This is a genomic window from Hephaestia caeni, assembly GCF_003550065.1.
Lineage (GTDB): Bacteria > Pseudomonadota > Alphaproteobacteria > Sphingomonadales > Sphingomonadaceae > Sphingomonas > Sphingomonas caeni_A.
Genome location: NZ_QXDC01000003.1, coordinates 322364 through 345291 on the forward strand (window position 1 = coordinate 322364; position 22928 = coordinate 345291).

At 66.9% G+C, this 22928-nt stretch carries 17 protein-coding genes; 7 read left to right on the forward strand and 10 right to left on the reverse strand.

Going from position 1 to position 22928, the window contains the following annotated elements; genetic code table 11:
- Positions 1–2 precede the first annotated feature (2 nt).
- Positions 3–455 (reverse strand): MaoC/PaaZ C-terminal domain-containing protein, encoded by a 453-nt coding sequence (locus tag DFR49_RS09900; RefSeq protein WP_119035598.1) that lies wholly within the window; start codon positions 453–455, stop codon positions 3–5.
- Positions 445–1626 carry a CaiB/BaiF CoA transferase family protein gene (locus tag DFR49_RS09905; RefSeq protein WP_245968347.1) on the reverse strand — a complete coding sequence of 394 codons (1182 nt, stop codon included), beginning with the start codon at positions 1624–1626 and terminating at the stop codon, positions 445–447. The genes DFR49_RS09900 and DFR49_RS09905 overlap by 11 nt, the downstream gene beginning before the upstream one ends.
- A gap of 104 nt (positions 1627–1730) precedes the next feature.
- On the opposite strand from DFR49_RS09905, the gene DFR49_RS09910 reads away from it, so the two are divergent.
- Genes DFR49_RS09910 through DFR49_RS09920 form a run of 3 tightly spaced genes read left to right on the forward strand, consistent with a single transcriptional unit; the run spans position 1731 to position 8045 of the window.
- Positions 1731–2834, forward strand: a complete 1104-nt coding sequence (locus tag DFR49_RS09910) for an extracellular solute-binding protein (protein WP_119035599.1) — start codon at positions 1731–1733, stop codon at positions 2832–2834.
- Positions 2831–3949 (forward strand): CaiB/BaiF CoA transferase family protein, encoded by a 1119-nt coding sequence (locus DFR49_RS09915; protein ID WP_119035600.1) that lies wholly within the window; start codon positions 2831–2833, stop codon positions 3947–3949. Before DFR49_RS09910 ends, DFR49_RS09915 begins: the two co-directional genes overlap by 4 nt.
- A 16-nt stretch (positions 3950–3965) precedes the next feature.
- Positions 3966–8045 (forward strand): glycosyl hydrolase, encoded by a 4080-nt coding sequence (locus DFR49_RS09920; protein WP_245968349.1) that lies wholly within the window; start codon positions 3966–3968, stop codon positions 8043–8045.
- Here the strand turns inward: DFR49_RS09920 and DFR49_RS09925 are convergent.
- The 5 genes from DFR49_RS09925 to DFR49_RS09945 all read right to left on the reverse strand — a co-directional run bounded on the left by DFR49_RS09925 (position 8038) and on the right by DFR49_RS09945 (position 16129).
- Positions 8038–9861: a beta-L-arabinofuranosidase domain-containing protein gene (locus DFR49_RS09925; protein WP_119035601.1), complete on the reverse strand. Its 1824-nt coding sequence runs from the start codon at positions 9859–9861 to the stop codon at positions 8038–8040. The genes DFR49_RS09920 and DFR49_RS09925 overlap by 8 nt on opposite strands.
- Positions 9858–11261 carry a glycoside hydrolase family 140 protein gene (locus DFR49_RS09930; RefSeq protein WP_425454933.1) on the reverse strand — a complete coding sequence of 468 codons (1404 nt, stop codon included), beginning with the start codon at positions 11259–11261 and terminating at the stop codon, positions 9858–9860. The genes DFR49_RS09925 and DFR49_RS09930 overlap by 4 nt, the downstream gene beginning before the upstream one ends.
- 5 nt (positions 11262–11266) lie before the next feature.
- Positions 11267–12271 (reverse strand): glycoside hydrolase family protein, encoded by a 1005-nt coding sequence (locus DFR49_RS09935; RefSeq protein WP_245968351.1) that lies wholly within the window; start codon positions 12269–12271, stop codon positions 11267–11269.
- Between the two features lie 180 nt (positions 12272–12451).
- Positions 12452–15034 (reverse strand): TonB-dependent receptor, encoded by a 2583-nt coding sequence (locus DFR49_RS09940; RefSeq protein WP_245968353.1) that lies wholly within the window; start codon positions 15032–15034, stop codon positions 12452–12454.
- Between the two features lie 300 nt (positions 15035–15334).
- Positions 15335–16129 carry an enoyl-CoA hydratase-related protein gene (locus DFR49_RS09945; protein ID WP_119035604.1) on the reverse strand — a complete coding sequence of 265 codons (795 nt, stop codon included), beginning with the start codon at positions 16127–16129 and terminating at the stop codon, positions 15335–15337.
- A gap of 99 nt (positions 16130–16228) precedes the next feature.
- Here DFR49_RS09945 and DFR49_RS09950 point away from each other — a divergent pair, with 99 nt between their 5' ends.
- Both DFR49_RS09950 and DFR49_RS09955 read left to right on the forward strand, forming a co-directional pair.
- On the forward strand, positions 16229–16642 hold the full coding sequence (locus DFR49_RS09950; protein WP_170150991.1) for a MaoC/PaaZ C-terminal domain-containing protein: 414 nt from the start codon (positions 16229–16231) through the stop codon (positions 16640–16642).
- Complete coding sequence (locus DFR49_RS09955; RefSeq protein ID WP_119035606.1) at positions 16639–17808, forward strand: acyl-CoA dehydrogenase family protein; 1170 nt, start codon at positions 16639–16641, stop codon at positions 17806–17808. The genes DFR49_RS09950 and DFR49_RS09955 overlap by 4 nt, the downstream gene beginning before the upstream one ends.
- A 33-nt stretch (positions 17809–17841) precedes the next feature.
- Here DFR49_RS09955 and DFR49_RS09960 read toward each other — a convergent pair whose 3' ends face one another.
- Together DFR49_RS09960 and DFR49_RS09965 are read right to left on the reverse strand one after the other, a co-directional pair.
- A complete protein-coding gene (locus DFR49_RS09960; RefSeq protein WP_119035607.1) occupies positions 17842–18927 on the reverse strand; it encodes a CaiB/BaiF CoA transferase family protein in 1086 nt (361 codons plus the stop codon).
- Positions 18924–19394: a MarR family winged helix-turn-helix transcriptional regulator gene (locus DFR49_RS09965; protein WP_170150992.1), complete on the reverse strand. Its 471-nt coding sequence runs from the start codon at positions 19392–19394 to the stop codon at positions 18924–18926. Before DFR49_RS09965 ends, DFR49_RS09960 begins: the two co-directional genes overlap by 4 nt.
- Positions 19395–19539: 145 nt before the next feature.
- On the opposite strand from DFR49_RS09965, the gene DFR49_RS09970 reads away from it, so the two are divergent.
- Together DFR49_RS09970 and DFR49_RS09975 are read left to right on the forward strand one after the other, a co-directional pair.
- Positions 19540–20400 (forward strand): MaoC/PaaZ C-terminal domain-containing protein, encoded by an 861-nt coding sequence (locus DFR49_RS09970; RefSeq protein ID WP_119035609.1) that lies wholly within the window; start codon positions 19540–19542, stop codon positions 20398–20400.
- A complete protein-coding gene (locus DFR49_RS09975) occupies positions 20397–21371 on the forward strand; it encodes an NAD(P)H-dependent flavin oxidoreductase (RefSeq protein ID WP_119035610.1) in 975 nt (324 codons plus the stop codon). The genes DFR49_RS09970 and DFR49_RS09975 overlap by 4 nt, the downstream gene beginning before the upstream one ends.
- A gap of 4 nt (positions 21372–21375) precedes the next feature.
- Here the strand turns inward: DFR49_RS09975 and DFR49_RS09980 are convergent, their stop codons facing one another.
- Positions 21376–22776: an MFS transporter gene (locus DFR49_RS09980; RefSeq protein WP_119035611.1), complete on the reverse strand. Its 1401-nt coding sequence runs from the start codon at positions 22774–22776 to the stop codon at positions 21376–21378.
- Positions 22777–22928: the final 152 nt, after the last annotated feature.

Sequence of the window (22928 nt, forward strand, 5' to 3'; positions counted from 1 at the left end):
GATCAGGCGAGCGGCTGGCGCCGCGTGACGAGATAGAGATGCTCGCACGCCAGCACGGTCTCGCCGTTCTGGTTGCGGATATCGACCTTCTCGGTGACGACCCCGTGGCCCGCGCGCTTGGGATGATCGCGCTTGTCGGCGATCGTCGTGATCGTCGTGATGGTGTCGCCGATATGCACCGGGCGGATGAAGCGCAGCCGATCATAACCGTACGACATGGCGTGCGGGTTGATCGTGGTCGCGGTGAGGCCGATACCGATCGAGAAGATCATCGTCCCATGCGCGATCCGTTGGCCGATATCCTGCGTCGCGCACCACACGGCATCCATATGATGCGGGAAGAAATCGCCGGTATGGCCCGCGTGGACCACGAAATCGGTTTCGGTGATCGTGCGGCCGAAACTGGTGCGCGCCGCGCCGATCTCATACTCCTCGAAATATTGCTCAACGATCATCGCTGGCCTCCATCAGGGCAGTGTCGGCGCCGAGCCGGGGGGCGGCGCGTTCGTTGGTGAGAATACGCCCATCGACGCGGATCGGGCACCGCGTCAGCGTCAACGCCGCGCCGTCGGGGGCGCGCACCTGCTGCGTCGGCTCCAGGGCGGCGAAGGCCGGATCAGCGGTAAAGGCGGGCCAGTCGTTGACCGGCGCCGCCCAGATCCCGGCGGGCTCCAGCCGATCGAGCCAATAGCGGGTCGCCTGCGTCGCGAGATGATCGCGCAACACCGCCTTGATCGCGTCGCGATCGGCGAACCAGCGGTCGGACGGGAAATTCGCGAGCGCCGGGCAATCGATCACCGCCGCGAGCCGATCGACCGGGCACATCGCGATCGCGAGATGGCCGTCGGCGGTGGCGTACAAGCCATAAGGCGCGGCGAGATAGAGGTTGGCGTTGGCGACCGCGCTACGCGCGGGCATCGCGCCGTCGCGATTGAGATAGACCGCGAGATGTTCGAATTGCAGGTCGATCGCGGTTTCGATCAGGCTGACGTCGACACGCCCGCCTTGCCCGGTCACCCCGCGCCGCACCAGCAGCGCGAGAATCCCCTGCGCAAGCTGCGCGCCCGCCATCATGTCGGTGATCGACAGCCCTGCCGGAACCGGCGGCCCATCGGCATCGCCCGACAGCCAGGCGATTCCCGACAGCGACTGGACGAGCAGATCCTGCCCCGGCCGATCGCGCCACGGGCCCACCGGGCCGTAGCCGCTGACACCGGCATAGATCAGCCGCGGATTGAGCGCCGACAGCGCCTCCCAGCCGAGCCCCAGCCGCTCCATGATACCGGGCCGGAAATTGTGGATCAGCACATCGGCCTTCGCGATCAATGCACGCACCTTGGCGAGGTCGCCCGCATCCTTCAGATCGGCGGCGACCGACAGCTTGCCGCGGTTGATCGCGTGGAACAGCGCACTATCCTGATCAAAGGCGAGATCGGCGAGATAGAGCTTGCGGCTGGCGTCGCCGCCGTCAGGACGCTCGACCTTGATGACCCGCGCGCCGAGGTCACCGAGCCGCAGCGCACACGCGGGACCGGCGAGGAACTGGCTGAAATCGAGCACCGTCACGCCGGAGAGCGGCATGACGAAACCGCTGTCGGGCGGGCTGTCCTGCTGGACCACGGTCATGCGCGTTCGGATCCTCAATTAGTATGTTTATATGATATTTCTTCCCAAGAGCTATGCTGCGCGTTAGGAGACGAGTCAACCGGTATCGGGAGCGGGAGAGCGACATGCGGGGAATGACGTGGGACCATGCGCGCGGCTACGATCCGCTGGTGGCCGCGTCGCGCGCATGGGCGGCAGTCGGCGGCGGGGAGATCGTCTGGGACCGCCGCTCGTTGCAGGATTTCGAGAGCTTCCCCGTCGAGGAACTGGCCCGCCGTTATGATCTGATCGTGATCGATCATCCGCATGTCGGGCAGGTCGCCGAGGCCGGCTGCCTCGCGCCGCTCGACACGCTTTGCGAGGCCGAGTCGCTTGCCGGGATCGCGGCCGGATCGGTCGGCGGTTCCTATGAAAGCTACAATTGGGCCGGCCACCAATGGGCGCTGCCAATCGATGCGGCGGCGCAGGTGCAGGCATGGGTGCCCGGCCGGATCGCCGGCCCGCCCGCCGATTGGGATGCGGTGAGCGCACTGGCGCGCGACGGGCGATTGGCGCTCGCGCTGCGCCCACCGCATTCGCTGATGTCGTTGTTCACGCTCAGCGGGTTGCTGGGCGTGGCGCTGCCGGTCGAGGAAGACGCGCTGTTCCCCGATGCGGCCCGCACCGCCTATGATCGCCTGGCGGCGTTGGCCGCCCTCGTCGGCCCCGACGCCTATACGCAGGATCCGATCGCGGTGCTCGAGGCGATGGCCACACCCGAATCGCCGATCGCGGTGTCGCCGCTGATCTATGGCTATATGAATTATGCGCTCGCCGATTTCCGCGCCGTCCGTATCGCTTTCGCCGATCTGCCGTCGGCCGATCCGCAAGGTTCCGCGCTCGGCGGCACCGGCATCGCCGTTTCCGCTTTCGGCGAAGCGCCCGCCGAGGCCGCGCGGTTCGCGCAATGGGTGGCGAGCGGCGCGGTGCAACGCGGGCTCTATGCCGCCGCGGGGGGGCAACCCGCCCATGCCGACGCATGGAGCGATGCGGCGGTGAACGACCCCGTCGACGGCTTCTATACGAACACGCGCGCGTCGCTCGATCGCGCATGGCTGCGCCCGCGCCACGACGGCTACATGGCGTTCCAGCACGCCGCCTCCGAACGCCTCAACACCGCGTTGCGCGCCGATGAGGATGCGGTGTCGGCGCTGGCCGCGCTCAACGATCTGTACCGGAACAGCCGATGACGACGTCCCCGCCGCTCGACGGGCTGCTCGTCATCGATATGGCGCAATTCCTGTCGGGCCCGTCGGCGGCGCTGCGGCTTGGCGATCTCGGCGCGCGCGTCATCAAGGTCGAGCGGCCGGGCGTGGGCGACATCTGCCGCACGCTCTATCTCTCCGATACCGATATCGACGGTGCCTCGACGCTGTTTCACGCGATCAATCGCGGCAAGCAGAGCATCGCGCTCGACTACAAGATCAATGCCGATCGGGCGGCGCTGGTGCGCCTCGCGACGCACGCCGACGTGGTGATCCAGAACTTCCGCCCCGGCGTCGCCGATCGGCTTGGCGTCGGCCCGGCCGTCTTGCGCGCGGCCAATCCCCGGCTCGTCGTCGGCACCATCAGCGGGTACGGCGATGACGGCCCCTGGGCCGATCTGCCGGGGCAGGATTTGCTCGCGCAGGCGCTCTCGGGCGCGATGTGGCTCAACGGTGATGCCGGTGACGGGCCGCAGGCGGTCGGGCTGTCGATCGCCGACATGCTCGCGGGGCATGTGCTGGTCGAAGGCGTGCTCGCGGCATTGGTGCGCCGCGGCATCGACGGCACGGGCGCGCTGGTGGAGACCAGCCTCCTCGAAGCGCTGATCGATTACCAGTTCGAGGTGTTGACGACGCACCTCAATGATGGCGGCCGGCTGCCACGCCGTGCCGCGGTGGATAATGCGCACGCCTATCTGGGCGCCCCCTACGGCGTCTATCGCACGAGCGACGGCTGGCTCGCACTGGCGATGATGCCGCTCGATCGGCTGGCACCGCTGCTCGGACTCGATCTCAGCGGCGATCCCTTTGCCGATCGCGACGCGATCAAGGCGCGCATCGCGGGGCGGATCGTCCAGCGGACCACCGACGACTGGATGGCGGTGCTGCGCGCGCACGACATCTGGTGCGCGCCGGTGCTCGACTGGCCCGCCCTGCTCGCCTCCGACGCGTTCGCGCGGCTCGGGATGCTTCAGGAGACCGACGTCGTAACCACCACCCGCCCACCGCTGCGCATCGACGGCGCGCGCGCAAGCAACCCCGCCGGAGCGCCGGCGATCGATCAGCATGGCGCCGCGATCCGGCGCGAATTCAATCTTTAGAGGACAGCAGGAGTCGATGATGAGAGCGATCGGACGATGGACGACGGGCAGCGCGCTGGCGGCGCTGGCGATGACGGCGGCCACCGCGCAGGACCGCGCCACCGCCCCTGCGCCCGCGCCCGCGCCCGCGCCCACCCCCTCAGCGGCGCCCGATGCCGAAACCTTCCGCGATCCGCCGATGAGCGCACGGCCGGGCACTTTCTATCACTGGATGAACGGCAACGTCACCAAGGAGGGGCTCGATTCCGACCTGACCGGAATGCATGAGATCGGCCTCGGCGGCGCGATGATGTTCGACGGCAGCAGCGACGTGCCCAAGGGGCCGGTCGATTATATGAGCCCGCACTGGCTCGATCTGATGACCCACATGGCAACCAAGGCCGACGAACTCGGCCTTGAAGTCGGATTGCACAACGCGCCGGGCTGGTCGTCGAGCGGCGGGCCGTGGGTCACGCCCGCGCTGTCGATGCAGCAGATCGTGTGGACCGAAACCACCGTCGCCGGCGGCAAGCCGCTGGCGGTCAAGCTCGCCCGGCCTTATACCAAGCGCGATTATTATCGTGACGCTTTCGTGATCGCCTTCCCGGCGTCGCAGGGCGATGAGAGCTATTACCGCGACCGGATCGCGTCGATGCGCGTGGGTGCCGGGGTTTCGGCCGCCACGCTCACTGACCGCAATCTCAACACCGCCGTCGAGATTGCGCCGGGGTCGCCGCTGATCGTCACGATGAAGGCGCCCTTCACCGCGCGCGCCTTCACGATCTACGGCGCGCACGATGCCGTGTTCTCGGCGACCGTCGAGGCGTCGGACGATGGCGTCCAGTGGCGGCCCGTGGGCAAGGTATCGATTGCCCGCGAGCGCGGGATCGAGGCACCCGGCGCGCTCAGTTTCCCGGCGGTCACCGCCCGCCATTTCCGGATCACGCCGTCGACCAAGACGATGCTCGCCGAGGCATTGTTCTATGCCACCCCCCGGATCGCCGATTGGGCCAAGAAGGCCGAACACGCGTTCGATAAGGGCGCCGATCCCGCGGGGCGCACCGCCGACAACGATACGAGCGATGCGATCGACCCCACCAAGGTGATCGACATCACCGACAAGCTGGCGGCCGATGGCACGCTGCGCTGGACGCCGCCGGCGGGGCGCTGGACGGTGATGCGCTTCGGCCACACCAGCACCGGCCATATCAACATCGCCGCCTCCGATGCGGGGCGCGGGCTAGAGATCGACAAGCTGAGCACCGCGGCAGTCGATTATCAGTTCGACAACAGCGTCGGCAAAATGGTGAAAGCGGCGGGGTCGCTCGTCGGCAAGTCGTTCAACATGGCCATGATCGACAGTTTCGAAGCCGGCCTGCAAAACTGGACACCGACGCTGCCGGCCGATTTTGCGGCCCGCAACGATTACGATATCCGGCCCTATCTTCCCGCGTTGACGGGCCGCATCGTCGGCGATCGCGATACGTCGGATCGCTTCCTGTTCGATTTCCGCCGCACGCTGGCCGATCTGATGGCGGACAATTATTACGGCCGGATGCAGCAGCGTGCGAACACGGCCGGGCTGCGCTTCTTCGTCGAGGGCTATGGCCCCGGCGCGTTCGACGCGTTGCAGGTCTCGGGCCGCGCGCAGATACCGACGAGCGAATTCTGGTCGCGTACGCCGTGGACAGACAACCGCACCGTCAAGATGGTTGCCTCCGCCGCGCACATTTACGGCAAGGACGTGATCGCCGCCGAAGCCTTCACCGGTGAGGCGGAGACCAGCCGCTGGCAGGATTTCCCCTATTCGATGAAGACGCTGGGCGATCAGATGTTCGCGCTCGGCGTCAACCAGATCCTGTTCCATCGCGCCGCGCATCAGCCCGACCCCAAGGCGGCACCGGGCATGGTCATGGGGCCGTGGGGCATCAACCTCGACCGCTCGAACACCTGGTTCGGGCAGGGGCGGGCTTGGATCGATTACCTCACCCGCGCGCAATATATGCTGCGCAAGGGGACGTATGTCGCCGATCTGCTCTATTTCATCGGCGAAGACAGCCCCAATCAGTCCGAATATGTCCGGCCCGACGTGTCGTCCGATACCAACCCCAAGATCGGCGTGCATTTCGATCCGAAGGTGCCCGCGGGCTATCAATATGATCTCGTCAACGCCGAGGTACTGCTGACGCGCGCCCGGATCGAGGACGGGCGGATCGTGCTTCCCAACGGTGCCAGCTACCGGATGCTCGTCATCCCCGACGGCATCGACGGCATGACCCCGACGCTCGCCGCCAGGCTGCGCGAATTCGTCGAACAGGGCATGGCGATCATGGGGTCGCGCCCGGTGCATCCGATGACGCTGGCCGGCAAGACCGATGGCGACACCGATTTCCACGCCGCGGTTCAAGCCGTGTGGGGCAGCGGCGAACCCGATCGCCGCGTCGGCAAGGGCCGCGTGTTCGCCTCCGGCCCGGTTGGCGACGCGCTCGCCAGGATCGGCGTCGCGCCCGACGCGCAATGCACGACCTCGCACCCCGGCGGCCAGGTGGTGTGGATGCACCGCGCGCTCGCCGCGAGCGACATGTATTTCGTCGCCAACCGTGAGCGGCGGGCGGAAACGGTGACCTGCACCTTCCGCGTCGGCGATGCCGCCCCGCAGCTTTGGAATGCCGAAACCGGCACCATCAGCCGCCCCGCGCTGTTCGAGAGCGACGCGACGACGACCCGCGTGGTCTTCGATCTGTCGCCCGCGGGGTCGACCTTCGTGATGCTCGATCGGGCACAGGCCGCGACGGGCGTTGCCTGGGTGGCGAAGGATGGCCGCCGCTTCGCCGATGTGACCGCACCTGCCCCTACCCCGCCGGCCGCGCCGCGGGACAGCTTCACCATCTCGCTATGGGCCAAGCCCGATATCGACCTGCGGCTGATGCCCGACGAAACGATCGAGGGACGCATCAACGAAACGGGGAAAAATTATCTCGTCTCGGCGCGCTCGGGCCGCGACATGCACGGCGACGGCACCGCGGTGGCGGGGCTCGCGCTCGGCCGCAACGGCGCCTTCGTGATCGAGCGCGCCTCACCCGACGAGGTGCCTGCGGTGCTCGTCAGCCATCAGCCGGTTTCGGGCTGGACGCACGTCGCGTTGGTCTACGATCGGGGCACCCCCAAGCTCTATCTGAACGGCAAGCTGGTGCGCACCGGCCTCAAGAGCGGTCGCACGGTGTTCGCGGGCGGCAATGATCCAGCGTCGCCCAACGGCGTCACCTATTTCTTCGAGGGCAATTTCACGCCCGCCGATACAGTCGCGCGTGCTTTGACGCCGGCCGACATCGCAGCCGAGGCGGCAGCGGGGCCGCCCGCCCCGGCGGTCGCCGCGATGCCCGCCGAACTCACCCGCACGGACAACGGCGCGCTGCACGCGCTGGCATGGGAAAGCGGTCGCTATACGACCAGCACGGGCGCCCGCTTCACCGCGAAGGTGCCGGCGCCGCGCGTCGTGGAGGGGCCGTGGACGGTCGCCTTCCAGCCCGGCCGCGGCGCCCCGGCACAAACCGTGCTGCCGACGCTCGAAAGCCTGAGCCGCAATGCCGACGAGGGCATCCGCCACTTTTCCGGCACCGCCACCTATACGCGCACGATCGACGTGCCCGCCGCATCGCTTCGCAAGGGGCGGCGGGTCTATCTCGACCTCGGCCGTGTCGAGGTGTTGTCGAGCGTGACCGTCAACGGCAAGGATCTGGGCGTCACCTGGAAGGAGCCGTATCGCGTCGACATCACCGATGTCGTGCACGCAGGCGCCAACAGCGTCTCGCTGGCGGTCACCAACCTGTGGGCCAACCGCATGATCGCCGACGCGGCGCTGCCCGAGGAGGGCAATTTCGTCGATGCCGAATGGCCGGTGGGCGAGCGGTTCTCCGCCGACGGCAAGAAGACACCGATCATGGCGCGCAAGATCACCGCGCTGCCCGACTGGTACAAGCAGGGCCAGCCCAAGCCCGCGGGCGGGCGGGTGACCTTCTCGCCCTGGACCTTCTATTCGAAGGACGAGCCGTTGCTCGATTCAGGGCTGCTCGGCCCGGTGCGGATCGTGTTCGCCGACGAGATCGCGATCAAGTGACCGAAAAATAGGTCACATAGTCCTCGTCGTGGAGGTACATGAACGGCCGCAGGCGCAACGTGCCTGCGGTCGCCTCCAGCGTCCATTGCGGCGGCCCGGACGACACCTGCTTGAGCGTGTCGAACGCACGGCGCGGGATCGCTCCCTGCGGACCGATCGCATGCAGCACCAGCGGCCCGCGCAGCAACGCGCACAGGTTCGGATGCTCGGCGTCGATCGGCTGGAGCCGCACCGTCATCGGCAGCTCGATCACCACCCGATCGCCCTCGCGCCAGACACGATCGATCGTCGCAAAGCTCCCTGCATCGGCAGCGCCTGGAAAACGTTCGCCATTGACGCTGATCGTCGCGCCGCCTGTCGCCCAGCCCGGAACGCGCAGTTGCAGCGCGAACCGCGTCGGGCGCGAGACCGACAGCGCCAGCGTCGATTGCGCGCCGACGGGATAATCGGTGCGCTGCTCGATCGCGACCTTCGCGCCCCCTTGCGTCCACGACACGCGCGACGGCAGATAGAGGTTCACATAGACGCCATCGGCATCGTGCATATACGCGCTGATCGCATAATCGTTGACGACTTGCGGCAGCGTGCCCGCGCAACACGGCCATTTCGCGCCGTAATAAATCTTCTTGCCCGTGTGGAGCTTATAGTCCGAATAATAGAAGGCGCTGCCGTCGGCGAGCATCGGCATCGCGCCGAGCACGGTGTTGTAGAACACGCGCTCCATGCTGTCGCCGTAACGCGAATCCTTGGTGATGCGCAGCAGATAGCGGGTCAGCTTGAAGTGTGCGTAAGAGCCGCACACTGTCTCGAAGCTTGACTTGAAATTGCGGAACAGCGTCTCGGCCAGTTCGCCCGACCCCGGCTTGATGAAGAACTCGCCCGGCCCCCAGCCGCCCGACGCCCAGCTTTGCTCCTGAATCATGCGGAACGCGTTGGTGACGGCGGTCAGATATTTCTCGTCGCCGAGCGTCAGATACGCCTGCACGCCCGAACACAAGGCGTTGACATGGCTATAGGCGTGCAGGCCCGGCAGCACATTCTGATCGGCGGCGAGCGGATCGAAGAAGCTGTCGTCCATCAGGAACTGCTCGCCGATCGCCTTGTAGCGCGCCTCGCCGCTGCGCTGCCAGGCGAGGAACTGGTTCTCGGGGATCGTATAGCTCTCGTCGTTGGTGCGCCGCATCTTGCGCGCGATCTGCTCCTCGCGCGTGAGCGCCTTTTCGGGAAGCCGCGGATGGACGAGATCGGTCACGCGGCTAAGCAACGGCCAGGCACCCCGATAGCCGGCGTGTTCGGCGGCATCGATGCACCCGCACGCCATCTTGTCGAAGAAATAGGCGCCTTCGCCCGCCGGCCCGGCGAGCATCCCCCCGTCACCCGCGACGGTGAGCGCATAGCCGTCGAGCAACCGGCCGACCTTGTCGCGCGCCGCCTTCGATCCGGTGGCTTTGGCATAACGCGCCAGCCCCGATACCCATTGGCCGAAAATGCCCCCGCCACCGCCGCCATGCGCGCCATCGTACCAACCGCCCATATCGAGTCCGGGCGCCGGCAACGTCGCCTGCTGACGGAACGTCTTGAGCAGATTATCTTCGGGCACCGTCTGGACGACCGCCATCGTCATCTCGCGCTGGGTGAGCGCAGGGCCGTCGAGCAAGGCGACCTGATCGTAATCGAACTCGCCGAGCGTGCGCACCCCGCCGGGGTGCAGATAGGGATCGCTACCGGGCTTGGCAGTCGCCGCGAGAGCGCCGGACCATGTGGGTGTCGTGGCGAGGGCGGATGCCCCCATCAGCATGGTCCGGCGCGAAATCATGGTGTCCTCCCTGTCGTACTGTCGTCGAGCAGCAATACCCAGTCGTTGCCGGGCGCCGGCGTGCCGGGCGGCACGAAGCGCCGCTCGCCGCGGTTGTCGAAATTTCCGATCGCCTGCGTCTCGCCGGTGCGCGGCGAATACCAGGCGGCGCGGACGCGCCTGCCCTCGATCGCGCCGAGCCGGACCCGGAACGGGCGGCCGGTATAGCTGTACGCCATCATGTAATCGCGCCCGCGCGTGGCGAGCACGCGGTCGTAACGGACCCCGTTATCGAGGATCAGCGACTGATCGGGCACGCGCTCGAAATAGGGGCGCGACAACATCAGCCGCTTGAGATGCCGCATCTGGCCCGCGGCGGGGGCGTCGAGCGCTTCTTCCCAGCGCAACTCGGCGCCATAGGCCGGCTTGTCGCGGCCGGGCACGTACATCTGCATCACGCTGTTTTCGCCGTAGCTATGCCCCATCGCCCCGGCGAACACCGCCCACCAGGCGTAGCGGCGCGCATCGGCAGCGCCCCAGCGCGGCTGGGTAGTGTCGTGCAGCCCGTGCGGGATGTTCTCGTAGGAAGGCTCGCCGTCGATCGTCGGCTTGGGCGGCGACAGTGCCAGATCCTCGGTGACGAAACGCCAATTGTCTTCGCTGCGCGCGCCCGGATCTTCCTGATCGTAGGTTCGGTGGCCCGATTGGAACATGTTGAAATCGAGCCACGGCGCGCGGTGGAAGGTCCACGACGAATCGGTGCGGCCGAACGGATGGAAGGTCATCAGGTGGCGCGGATCGGCCGCCTTGATCGTGCGCCCCAGCGCCTGCCACGTCTCGGTATTCTCATTGCCGAGCGTATCGCCGCCGTTGAGCCAGACGATGTTCGACTTGTCGCCATAACGCTCGGCGAGGAAGCGGCCGTAGACCTCGGCGCTTGCGGGGTTGAGCTTGCCGCTCGAGGCAAGCGAGCCCCACGAGGGCACCAGCGCCAGATAGAGGCCGTGCGCCGCTGCGCGATCGACCGCCCAGTCGAGATGATCCCAGAAATCATATTCGCCCGGCCGCGCCGGATCGCGCCCCGGGGTGACGTGCGGATGCGCCGGATCGCCGCCATCGAGTGCGGGCGCGCCGTAACGGCTCGTCATTTCCGGCGAATGCAGCACCATCACCTGGATGACGTTGAAACCCTGCGCCGCGCGCTTGGCCAGATAATGTTCGGTTTCCTCACGGTTCAGCCGCGAAAGCATCAGCCAGCCGGTATCGCCGAGCCAGAAGAACGGCTTGCCGTCCGCGCGCAGATATCGTCCTTCGGCGGACACGCTCAGCCACGGCAAGGTTTCAGGTGCAGGCGCGGGCGCCGCTGCTGTCGCCACCGGCATCGCGAGCAGCGCCGCGGCGAAACCGAGCTTGCGCAACACCCGCCTCACCACGGAACCGACCGCGCGACGGCGACGCCGCGGACCTCGTCGGGATATTGGCCCGCCACCGCGGCATAGAAATGGTAGAGCGCGCCGTCGTGCCAGATCACCGACGGCTTGTGCGCGTGGGTTTCGTCGATGCTGCCGGGTTCGCCGCGATCGATCATCGGCTCGGCGACTTTCTCGAAACGAAAGGGATCGCGGCCGATCGCCAGCAGGTCGCGCGCACCGCGCCGCGACGTATAGCCGTAATAATACATCACCCACAGGCCGTTGTGGCGCATCACACAGGGGTTGGCCACGAACCGCGCGTCGTTCGATCCGGGTTCGCCGACCTTGAGGATCGGATTGCCGGGGTGGCGCCGCCACGTCTTGAGATCGCGCGAGGTCGCGACACCGATCTGCTCGAGCCAGGGGGTGTCGTGATTCTTGGCGTTGTAGAACAGATAATAGATGCCGCCGTCGCGGATCAGATACGAGCGATAGAGCCCGGCTTGCTCCCATTCGGCGCCGTCCTCGGGCCGCAGGATCGGCGTGTCGTCGCGATGCCAGCGGATCAGGTCGTCGCTCCAGGCGAGGCCGATCACCGCCGGCCCTTCCTCCATGCCCGGCCGCGGATAGGCGTTCCAGCTCGCCAGATAGCGCCCGCCGACCTTGATCGGCCGGCCTTTGGCGTGGAGATCGGGTTCGCGCAGGATCGACGACATCGCCACATTGTAGCGCGTGATCGGCGACGACAGGTCGCGCCCGAGCGCGATACCGCGCTTGCGCCAGTTGAGGAGATCGTCGGATTCGGCCAGGCCAGTCTGATAGCCGACTCCGTCGAAGCCGTAATAATACATGTAGAAGCGATCAGGCCCGCGGATCACCAGCGGCGCATCCACGAATTTCGAATCGAACGCCGCGGGATCGTCGGACCGGGTCACGATGAGCCGATCCAATTTGTAGGGCGTGCGATAAGGGGCGATGTCGAACGGCGCGGGTCGCGCCAGCGCCGGAACGGCGGCCAACCCGCCCCCTGACGCCAACCCGGCGAGCATCCCGCGCCGGGAGATAAAAAAATCCCCCACGGCCGAAGCCGCGGGGGAGGGGTGGAGGAGCTTAAAAGGCGAAGCGGACACGGGTCACCTGCATATCGTCGAAACACTGGCGGGCGGCCATTTTACGTACCGCCGCCCGCCGCGTTCGGATCACAGCTTGAAGCGGATGCCGGCCATGATCTGGCGGTCATCGATCGAGCGGCCGTTGGGCCGTGTCGGCGAGCCGTAATAGGTGAACTCACGCCGTTGCAGCAGGTTGCTGCCCTCGAGCGTCACCGTGATCTGCTTGGTGATGTCATAGCCGATCGACGCGTCGAGCCAGCCATAGCCCTTGGCATAAACCGGCAGGAGTTCCGGCGGCACGCCCGCCCCGTGGCTCAGCCCGTAGATGCCGCTGAGATACTTCGACCGATAATTGTACGCGACGCGCGCCGACAGCCCGCCCTTCTCGTACAAGCCGGCGACGTTGAAGCTGCTCTTGGACAGATTGGGCAGCGGCGTCAGCTCGGTCGGGATGATGGCCGGAGTCGAGCTGTCGACATAGGTGTAGTTCGCCTGGATGCCGAAACCGTCGAACGGCCCGGGCAGGAAATCGAAGAAGGTCTGGCCGCCGATTTCGACGCCCTTGATCTCCCCGCTCCGCCCGTTGGTCGGCTGCGTGATGACATATTCGATGCCGTCGATCGTCTGCGTATTGCCGTTGGTGAAGATGAAGCCCTTCACCTTGCGATAGAAGCCCGCGAGATAGAGCGAGCCCGTGCGCGAGAAATAATATTCGAGCGAGGCATCGAAGGCATCGGCGCGCAGCGGCTTCAGGTTGGGGTTGCCGCCCGAACCCTGGCCCTGCGCCGGCACCAGCGTCAGCGCCGGCGACAACTGGCTGAAGTTCGGCCGCGTCAGCGACTGCGACGCCGCGAGGCGAAGCTGGAGCCGATCGGTGAAGTGCACGCGCAAGTTAGCGCTCGGCAACGCGCTGACATAGCTCGAATCCCAGAACGCGGGTTCAACCACGCCGTTGACCGCCTGATTGCCGTCAATGCTCAGCTTGGTCTTGATCACCCGGACGCCGATATTACCGTCGATCGGAATCGCACCGCTGGTGCCGAAATCGAGCCGGGCATAACCGCCCAGCGTTTCTTCGGACATGTTGTAGACCGACTTCGGATCGACCGCCGGCTTGTTGGTCAGCCCAATCGTCTGGCGCACATTCTCCCAATCGGCGGCATTGCCGAGATTGGAGGTGATCGCGGTCAGATAATCATGCTCGAGGCGCGACGTCCCGTCGAAATAGTCCTTGAAGGGCATCGATTCGAACAACCCCGCGAACGCCGCGGCCGAGGTCGTCGTCGCCGGCCCCTGATAGAAGCGGATCGGCACGAACGACGTGCTGAGCTTCTGATAGCGGAAGCCCGCCTTGAAGGCCGTCAGGAAAGAATTGTCGATCTTGAAATCGCCGTCGATCCGCCCGGCGTAGGAATCGCCCTTATAGTGGTTCTCGCTGCGCGTCAGCGGGCCGATATTGTAATTGTTGATATCGCTCAGATCGATACCGTCGACCAGCGCCGAGGGCACCTTGCCGCTCGTATCGATCGTCAGCCGCGGCAGCACCGTGGCGAGATCGAGTTCCGAGTAATAGAGTTCGTTGGTCGATTTCTGATAGGTGAACTCGCTCGAAATCGACGATTCGCCGAAGAATTGCTTGGCGCCGATCGTATATTGCTGGTTCTTGTCGTAGGTGTCGCGCTGGACGCCGTACGTGGTAATCGGAACGTCGAGGAACGTGCCCGACTTGAAGTCGCTCGTCCCCTCATAGAGCGTCACCGTGTCGGGATCGACAGCGCGCCCGTTGGTCGGGTTGTTGAGCCCGCGCTGCTGCTGGAGCGAGCGGAATTCCTGATAGCCCGCCTCGGCGAAGATCTCGAGATCGGGGTTCGGCTTCCACTGGAACGCGCCTTGAAGGCCGATGCGGCGGCGCTTGCCGTTGATGAGCGGCTCGTAATCGCCGTTGGGCGTGTAGATCTGCTGCCCCGGAATGATATCGCTGCGCAACGACGGCGCACCGTTCGAGATGACGTCGGAACGGAACGACCGCTCCTGGTAGGAACCGCTCAGCAGCAGCCCCATCTCGCCGCCGCCGACATTCCACCGGTCGCTGACCAGCGCGGAGACCAGCGGATCGATCTTGTCCGCGAGCGTCTCGTAGCGGCCGCGCACGCTGCCGCTGAGTTCGAACCCGTCGAAATCGAGCGGCTTGCGCGTGCGCAGGTCGATCACGCCGCCGATGCCCCCTTCGATCAGATCGGCAGTCGGCGTCTTGTAGACATCGACGCCACCGAGCAGTTCGGACGGAAAATCCTGGAGATTATAGCCGCGACCGCCGCCGGCGGTGAAAATGTCGCGCCCGTTGATCGTGGTGAGAACCTGCGTGAGCCCACGGATCGCCACCGAGCCGCCTTCGCCACGGTCGCGCGAAATCTGGATGCCCGAAATGCGCTGCAACGCTTCGGTCGTGTTGCTGTCGGGCAGCTTGCCGATATCGTCGGCGACGATCGAGTCGACAATCGCGTCGGCGGTGCGCTTGCGCTCCTGCGCCGATTCCAGGCTGGCGCGGATACCGGTGACGACGATGCTGTCGTCGGCCGAAGCGGCATCCTGGGCGTGCGCCGTTGCGGACATGCCGCCGATGATGGCCAGAGTCGCGGCGCCGGTCAGGGCGCGTGTAATCACTCTCATTTTCAACCTCCCCACACGAGAACACTTTGTCATCTGTATATAATACTATTTTAGACGATCAAGCCCATTCGTATCGTGCATGCCGCCGGTACGCCGCGGAAAACTGCGGGATGTGGGCTTAAGTGACGAGAGACAGAGGAAATCCTGCACGCCACCCGACGCACATTTTTGTCATCCGATCGTCATCGAGGCGGGGCTGAAAGCGGAAATCGAGCCCCTCACCACCACGCGCGGGAGGTGTTTGCAGACCTCGTGGACGGGGTTCCAGCCGATACGGCCGCCGCGATCACGAGCGCGTGCCTACCGTCCTTCGAAGCGGGGCGCGCGCCGATCGAGAAAGGCGGCGACGCCTTCGTGATGGTCGTCGGTCGCCGCGCACCGCGCCGCGGCCGCGGCCTCGTGCAGCAATTGCTCTTCGAGCGAGGCGGCATGCGCACCGCGGACCAGGCGCTTGGCGAGGCCCAGCCCGACGGTGGCGCCGGCCGCGAGGCAGCGCGCGATCGCCTCGCTTTCGTCCGCAAGATCGGCGCGCGGAACGATTCTGGTCACCAGCCCGATGTCGGCGGCGCGGCGCGCGTCGATACGCTCGCCCAGCAGCATCAATTCGAGCGCGCGCCGTTCGCCGACCAGCCGCGGCAGATGAAAGGTGGCACCGCAATCGCCCGCCAGCCCGATGCGCGTGAACGCGAGCGCGACATAGGCGTCGTCGGCCGCGATCGCGATATCGGCCGCCATCATGATGCTCGCGCCCATGCCCGCCACCGCGCCCTGCACCGCCGCGACGACGGGCTTGGGCATACGCACCAGCCGGAGGATCGCGAGATGGACGTCAAGCGCGCGCGCCTCCGCGCCGCGGCGATGCGCATCGGGGTCGTGCTCCATCCGCTCACGGAACTCGCGCAGATCGCCCCCCGCCATGAAATGAGCGCCCGCGCCCCGGATCAGCACCGCGCGCACGGCGTCATCGGTTTCGGCCCGATAGGTCGCCTCGATCAGAAGCGCGCGCATCGCGGGCGAGGTCGCGTTCATCTGATCGGGCCGGTTGAGCGTGATGATCGCGAGACCATCCTCCACCTCGTACAGGAGCGGCGCCATCCTCTCTCCTTTCTTCACTCCGAATCGACTTGACGAGATAGTACGTATGCGTACGATATAGATCAAGCTTCACGGCCAATGGCGCAACGAGGATCGGGGATGGATTTCGACACGCTCGACGTGGGTCAGTCACATCGCCACGCGCTCACCCGCACGCTGACCGAGACCGACAACCTCCTCGCCTCGGCGCTCATCATGAGCGGCGAGCCGCTCCAGCTCGATGCCGTCTTCGCCGCCCGGCACGCGCCGTCGGGCGAACGGCTCTTCAACAGCGTCTTCACGCTGGGGCTGATGATCGGCATCAGCGACCGCGATTTCGCTCCGCTCGCGCCGAACGAAGGCATCGAGGAAGCGGTGTTTCCGCATCCGGCGCGGATCGGCGACACCATCCGCGTGGAAAGCGAGGTGGTGGCGCTCGATCGCGACACGCGCAGCGTGCGGCTGCGCCACCGCGCGCTGACGGCGCAGGACACCTGTATCGGCATCGCAACGCGGGAGCTACGCCTGCCATGAACCAGAACACTGATGGCTTCGTGCCGATCTCGAGCGAGAACGCGCTGATCGTTGATTCGGTGCGACGCATCATCACGGCCTATGGCCGGCGGCGCTTTCTCGATCGCGCGCGATCGGGCGACGGGATCGACGATCTCTGGCAGGAACTCGCCGCAGCGGGGTTGATCGGCGCGCTCGTCCCGCCCGACTATGGCGGCTCGGGGCTCGGGGTCGAAACCATGAGCCTGATGCTCGAGGAGCTTGCCGCCGAGGGCTGCCCGTTGCTGGCGATCGTGCTGCTGACGGTCGCCGTTTCGGTGCTCGCGCGCCACGGCTCCGCCGAACAGCGCGCGGCGTGGCTGCCAGGCATCGCCGACGGCTCGACGCGGCTCGCCTTCGCGATCACCGAACCCGACGCTGGCACCAATGCGCACGCCATCCGAACCACGGCGACGCCGATCGCGGACGGCTGGCGGATCGACGGCGCCAAAACCTATATCACCAATGTCGACGAGGCAGCGGCGCTGATCGTGGTCGCGCGCAGCGGCACCGACACGGCGACCGGCCGCGGGCGGCTGACGATGCTGATCGTGCCGGCCGATGCGCCCGGCCTGAATTTCACCCGGATCGAGACGCGCGTGGTGTCGCACGAGCGGCAGTTCGCGGTGCATTTCGACGATGTCCGCGTGCCCGCCGAGGCCCGGATCGGCCCCGAAGGTGACGGACTGAAAGCCGCCTTCGCCGGGCTCAACCCCGAGCGGATCGTGGTCGCGGGCATGTGCAACGGCCTGACGCGCTTCGCGCTCAAGGCGGCGAGCAGCTATGCCAACGATCGCCGCGTCTGGCGCACCTCGATCGGCGCGCACCAGGCGATCGCCCACCCGCTCGCCCAGGCCTATGCCCAGCTCAAGCTCGCGCAGCTCGCCACCCAGCGCGCCGCACAGCTCTACGACGGCGGGGGCGACGCCGGCGAGGCGTCCAATATCGCCAAATTCATCGCCGCCGACACCGCGGTATTCGCGTTCGATCGCGCGATCCAGACACACGGCGGCAACGGCATGAGCGCCGAATACGATCTCGCCGATCTGTGGTTCGTGACTCGGCTCCAGCAGATCGCCCCCGTCAGCCGCGAGATGATCCTCAACTACCTCGCCCAGCACGCGCTGGGGCTGGAAAAATCGTATTAAAGGCGGGGTAAGGGAATGGGCTGGCGCCGCTCTCTATAACATCCGCGCGCGCTGCGCGTCGGTGAGGGGCCAGATCGCCGCTTGGGGACCATCGGCCGGCGAAAAGCGCGGCGCGACGCCGGGTCGGAAGGCGCCCGCGTGCTCGCAAAAGCCACCGCGCGCGGCAGCGTGTGGATGCGTCGGCGCTTCGGTCATCGACAGGACCGGCGTGACGCACGCGGCGGTGCCGTCGAAAGCCTGCTCCCAATGCGCGCGCGTCTCCGCGGCGAACCGCTTCGCGAACAGCGCCTTGAGCGCCGGCCAGTTGGCCTTGTCGGCGCGATCGGGAAGCGCGGCGGCGGCGAAGCCCAACCCGTCGAGCAGCGCGGCATAAAATTGCGGTTCGAGCGCGCCGACCGCGACATACTTGCCGTCGCGGGTCGCGTAGGTGGCATAGCAGGGATGTGCGCCGTCGAGCCCGTTGTCGCCGCGGCGGTCGGTCGCCTTGCCATCGGCGAGCAAACCGTATTGGAGCGTCATCAGCGCCGCCGCGCCGTCGACCATCGCCGCATCGACCGTCCGCCCGCGCCCGGTCGCGCGCGCCTCGATAACCGCGGCGAGCACGCCGGCGATGAGGAACATCGCCCCGCCGCCGAAATCGGCAACCAGATTGAGCGGCGGCACCGGCGCGCCGCCCGCCTCGCCGATCGCATGGAGCGCACCCGTCAGCGCCAGATAATTGATGTCGTGGCCCGGCTGCGGCGCGAGCGGCCCGTCCTGCCCCCACCCCGTCATCCGGCCATAGACGAGCGCCGCGTTCGCCGCGCGCAGGTCGTCAGGGCCGAGGCTCAGCCGCTCCATGACACCGGGCCGGAACCCCTCGATCACGATATCGGCATGAACCGCAAGGTCCGCCGCCATCGCGCGGTCGCTCTCCTGCTTGAGATCGAGCGCTAGCGTCGGCCGGCCGATGTTGAGATAATCGTGCGGCGTCGCAGGGCGCAGCGGATCGCCCCCCGGACGCTCGATCCGCAACACCTGCGCCCCCATCTGGGCCAGCAGCATCGCCGCAAAGGGCGCGGGGCCGATCGCGGCGAATTCGAGCACGCGCACACCCGCCAGGGGGCCGGCGCCGCTCATTCGTCGAGCATCCGGCGCAGATTGGCCTTGATCGCCTCCAGCGTGTCGGCGCAGCGATCGAGCGCGGCGTCGTCGATGCCGTCGAGCGCGGCGCGATCGATGCGGTGCGCGACGGCGGCGATCTGTTCGATCGCGACATAGCCGGTATCGGTCAGGAAAATCCGCCGGAGCCGCCGGTCCCGGGAATCGTCGCGACGCTCGACAAGGCCGAGCGCTTCCAGCCTCGTCACCAGCGCGCCGACGCTGACCTTGCCGCTTTCCAGCGCCCGCGCAAGCTCGGTCTGGGTAAGTCCGCTGTCGTTGGTCCGCGCCAACCGGCCGAGCACCCAATATTGGACCGCGGTGATCCCGAACGGCCGCAGCCGCGCATCGAACGTCTGGCGGCGCATGTGCGCCGCGCGGTGCAACAGATGCGTCAGCCGCGCGCGCCGCGCGCCATCGGAAAGCGAAGGTCGTTGCATCGTCATGGCCAAAGCTAACCTCCCCATCCCGCCCGGGCAATCACCGCACCCACCTGCCTTGTCACACCCGATCCAACCCCATCCGCGCGCCGTTCGATATTGTGCGCATACGTACTATCTGATAGCACGGATGCAACGATAGGGGAACGACATGCCGTTCGATGCTGTGGCTGCGTTGCGGATCGGCGCCAGCGACGTCCGCTCGCATTATTCAAGCCGCGATACGATCCTGTATGCGCTCGGGCTCGGCATGGGGAGCGACCCGCTCGACCCCGATCAGATCGCCTTCGTTTATGAAGGCCAGCGCGGCCCGCGGGTGATGCCTACGCTGCCGGTCGTGCTCGTGCCGAGCAATACGCACAGCCTCGGGCTCGACATGACGCGCGTTCTCCACGGCGAGCAGCGGCTGACCCTCCATGCCCCCCTCGCGCCCGAAGGAGAAGTGATTTCCGACACCCGCACCCACAGCATCATCGACAAGGGCGAAGGGCGCGGCGCGATCGTCAATGTCGAGACGATCGGCCGGCGCGCGACCGATGGCGCGCCACTGTTCACGATGATCAAGAGCCTGTTCGCGCGCGGCGACGGCGGCTGCGGCGCGCCGCCGGCCGAGCCGCTGCCCGTCCATCGCCCGCCGGATCGGCCCGCCGATCTCGACCATGCGATCGCGACCCGACCCGATCAGGCGCTGCTCTACCGGCTGAGCGGCGATTACAACCCGCTCCACGCCGATCCAGCGATGGCGCGGCGCGCGGGCTTCGAGCGCCCGATCCTGCACGGCCTGTGCACCTACGGCGTCGCCGCGCGCGCGATCATGGAACGGCTGTGCGACCATGATCCGACCCGGATCTACGCGCTCGAGGCGCGCTTCACCGCCCCCGTGCTACCGGGCGAGACCATCGTGACCGAGATGTGGCGCGACGCCGACACGGTGTCGTTCCGATGCCGCGTCGCCGGGCGCGATGTGATCGCGATCGACAACGGCCGCTGCGTGATCGGGCCGGCGCGATGATCTGGACGCGCTTCACCGACGCATTCGGCGTCACGCATCCGATCACGCAGGGCGGGATGCAATGGGTGGCGCGCGCGGAATTGGTCGCCGCCGTCGCCAATGCCGGCGCGCTCGGCTTTCTCGGCGCGCTGACCCAGCCGTCGCCCGAGGCACTGGCGCGTGAGATCGCGCGGACGCGCGACCTCACCGATCGGCCGTTCGGGGTGAACCTCACCGTCTTCCCGACGCTGACACCGCCGCCTTATGCCGAATATTGCGATGCGCTGATCGAAAGCGGGGTCCGCGTGGTCGAAACCGCCGGGCAGCGCGCCGCCGACCATTTCGCGCAGCTCAAGGCGCACGGCGTCAAGATCATCCACAAATGCACCGCCGTCCGCCACGCGCTCGCCGCCGAGCGGCTGGGGGTCGATGCGGTGTCGGTCGATGGGTTCGAATGCGCAGGGCACCCGGGCGAGGACGATATTCCCGGCCTCATCCTGCTGCCCGCCGCGGCGAACCGGTTGTCGATCCCGATGCTCGCCAGCGGCGGTATCGGCGACGGCCGCGGGCTGGTCGCCGCGCTCGCGCTCGGCGCCGACGGGATCAACATGGGCACCCGCTTCTGCGCGACCGCAGAGGCGCCGATCCATGATGCGATCAAACAGGCGTTGGTCGCCAACGACGAACGCGCGACCGACCTCATCCTGCGGTCATTCCGCAACACCGCGCGCGTGGCGCGCAATTCGGTGAGCGCGCGGGTGCTTGCGCTCGAAGCCGACGGGCGGCCGTTCGAGGAGATCGCGCCCTATGTCAAAGGCGCGCGCGGGCGCGAGGGGCTCGAGAGCGGCGACCCCGAGCACGGCATCTGGTGGGCGAGCATGGTGCAGGGGCTGATCGACGACGTGCCCACGGTGGCCGTGCTGATCGACCGGATCATCGCCGATGCCGAGCGGCTGATCCGTGATCGGCTGACGGCGATGGTCGCCGACTGAGCCGTCAGGCCGGGCGCTGCGATTCCGAAGGCAGGGGATCGCCCGCCCCGATCCCGGCGGCGATATCCTCGACGATCCGGCGATGCTGGGCGTTGTTGACCCCGAAGAAGCAGATCGCCGCGCCCGACGCGGCGACCACCACCGCCGGCACCAGAAAGATCGCGATGCGCAGCCGGATGAGCGTGTCGGCATCCTGCGCGACGTTGGACACGAACCCGGCCCAATCGAGCGCCAGCCCCATCAAGCCGCCGCCCAGCGCCAGGCCGAGCTTGCTCGACAGCGACAGGAAGCCGAAGCTGTATGCCTCGACACGCCTGCCCTGTTTCCACTGCCCGTAATCGACCGCATCGGCCGTCATCGAATAATAATTCATCAGCACCGACGCCTTGCCCGCCCCCATCGCGAGATACAAAGCGAGCACGAGCGCGAGCGGGGCAGCGTGGAGCAGGCAAAGCGTGACGAACGCGGCGGAGAGCAGCGCACTGCCCGCGACCCAGGTGATCGATTTGCTGAAGCGTCGCGCGATCGCCACCCACAGCGGCGGAAACGCCATCGCACCGATGCCGATCGCAAGCACGCCGAGCTTGGTCGCCTCAGGTGCAAGATACAGATATTTGAAGAAATAGGCCGCCCCCCCATACATGAAGGCGTAACCGATGAAGAACAGGATGTTGGCGACCAGGATCGCCATCAACGCACGATTGCCCAGTGCATAACGGGCGGCGCTCAACAGCGAGGCTGAGTCGGTGTCGAGCGCGGTGCCGCTGACCCGCTCGCGCGTGATCAGCCCGGAAACGAGCACCGAGACGATCGTCAGCGCGCCGAGGATCGCGCCGAAATAGACGAAGCCCGCGCGCTCATCCGCGCCGCCGATCCAGTCGATAAGGCCGAGCCCGAGATAGCCCGCGCACAAGGTGCCGAGCCCGCCCGCAGCCGCCTTGACGCCGCCGATCGACGCGCGTTCGTTGGCGTCGGTCGACATGCGGGTGATCAACCCGGCGTGGGGCACCGCGATGAAGGCATAGGCGGTGCGGTAACAGACATGAACGACCAGCGCGATCGCGAACAATACGGCAGGAGCCAGATCGGGCTTGATGAACAGCAGCCCGAACGTGACGCCGAGCGGCGCCGCACCGTAGATCAGGAACGGCCGATACCGCCCCAGCTTGCTCTGCATCCGCGTGGCCGCCGCCGCCGCCAGCAGGTTCGCGCCGCAATCGGTGAGGCCGCCGATCAGCATCAACAACCCCGCCGAGGCTGGCGCGAACCCCATGATATCGGTGTAGAAATAGAGCAGCAGCGTGCTGACGCCGATCTGCACGATCGACAGCCCGAACAACCCGCCACCATAGCCCAGCTTGACGAGCAAAGGGACGCGCGATGCCAACGGCGCGGCGGCACTCATCGGCGCCCGCCCCCGCGCGCTGCCCTCGGGTTATGCATGAACGCGATCCTCTTCGTAACGCTACCGCCGGCCGTGTGTCGCCAGCACGCAAGTCTAGCAGCGATAGCGTATCGGACCAAGAAAATGCCGCCTATGTGACTATAATTTCATCA

What these genes read in the sequence shown, in the direction of transcription:
- DFR49_RS09900 (WP_119035598.1), bottom strand. Translation starts at nt 455, where the DNA reads ATGATCGTTGAGCAATATTTCGAGGAGTATGAGATCGGCGCGGCGCGC.
- DFR49_RS09910 (WP_119035599.1), top strand. Translation starts at nt 1,731, where the DNA reads ATGCGGGGAATGACGTGGGACCATGCGCGCGGCTACGATCCGCTGGTG.
- DFR49_RS09945 (WP_119035604.1), bottom strand. Translation starts at nt 16,129, where the DNA reads ATGGCGCCGCTCCTGTACGAGGTGGAGGATGGTCTCGCGATCATCACG.
- DFR49_RS09980 (WP_119035611.1), bottom strand. Translation starts at nt 22,776, where the DNA reads ATGAGTGCCGCCGCGCCGTTGGCATCGCGCGTCCCTTTGCTCGTCAAG.
- DFR49_RS09915 (WP_119035600.1), top strand. Translation starts at nt 2,831, where the DNA reads ATGACGACGTCCCCGCCGCTCGACGGGCTGCTCGTCATCGATATGGCG.
- DFR49_RS09905 (WP_245968347.1), bottom strand. Translation starts at nt 1,626, where the DNA reads ATGACCGTGGTCCAGCAGGACAGCCCGCCCGACAGCGGTTTCGTCATG.
- DFR49_RS09920 (WP_245968349.1), top strand. Translation starts at nt 3,966, where the DNA reads ATGATGAGAGCGATCGGACGATGGACGACGGGCAGCGCGCTGGCGGCG.
- DFR49_RS09925 (WP_119035601.1), bottom strand. Translation starts at nt 9,861, where the DNA reads ATGATTTCGCGCCGGACCATGCTGATGGGGGCATCCGCCCTCGCCACG.
- DFR49_RS09960 (WP_119035607.1), bottom strand. Translation starts at nt 18,927, where the DNA reads ATGAGCGGCGCCGGCCCCCTGGCGGGTGTGCGCGTGCTCGAATTCGCC.
- DFR49_RS09940 (WP_245968353.1), bottom strand. Translation starts at nt 15,034, where the DNA reads ATGAGAGTGATTACACGCGCCCTGACCGGCGCCGCGACTCTGGCCATC.
- DFR49_RS09975 (WP_119035610.1), top strand. Translation starts at nt 20,397, where the DNA reads ATGATCTGGACGCGCTTCACCGACGCATTCGGCGTCACGCATCCGATC.
- DFR49_RS09970 (WP_119035609.1), top strand. Translation starts at nt 19,540, where the DNA reads ATGCCGTTCGATGCTGTGGCTGCGTTGCGGATCGGCGCCAGCGACGTC.
- DFR49_RS09955 (WP_119035606.1), top strand. Translation starts at nt 16,639, where the DNA reads ATGAACCAGAACACTGATGGCTTCGTGCCGATCTCGAGCGAGAACGCG.
- DFR49_RS09965 (WP_170150992.1), bottom strand. Translation starts at nt 19,394, where the DNA reads ATGACGATGCAACGACCTTCGCTTTCCGATGGCGCGCGGCGCGCGCGG.
- DFR49_RS09950 (WP_170150991.1), top strand. Translation starts at nt 16,229, where the DNA reads ATGGATTTCGACACGCTCGACGTGGGTCAGTCACATCGCCACGCGCTC.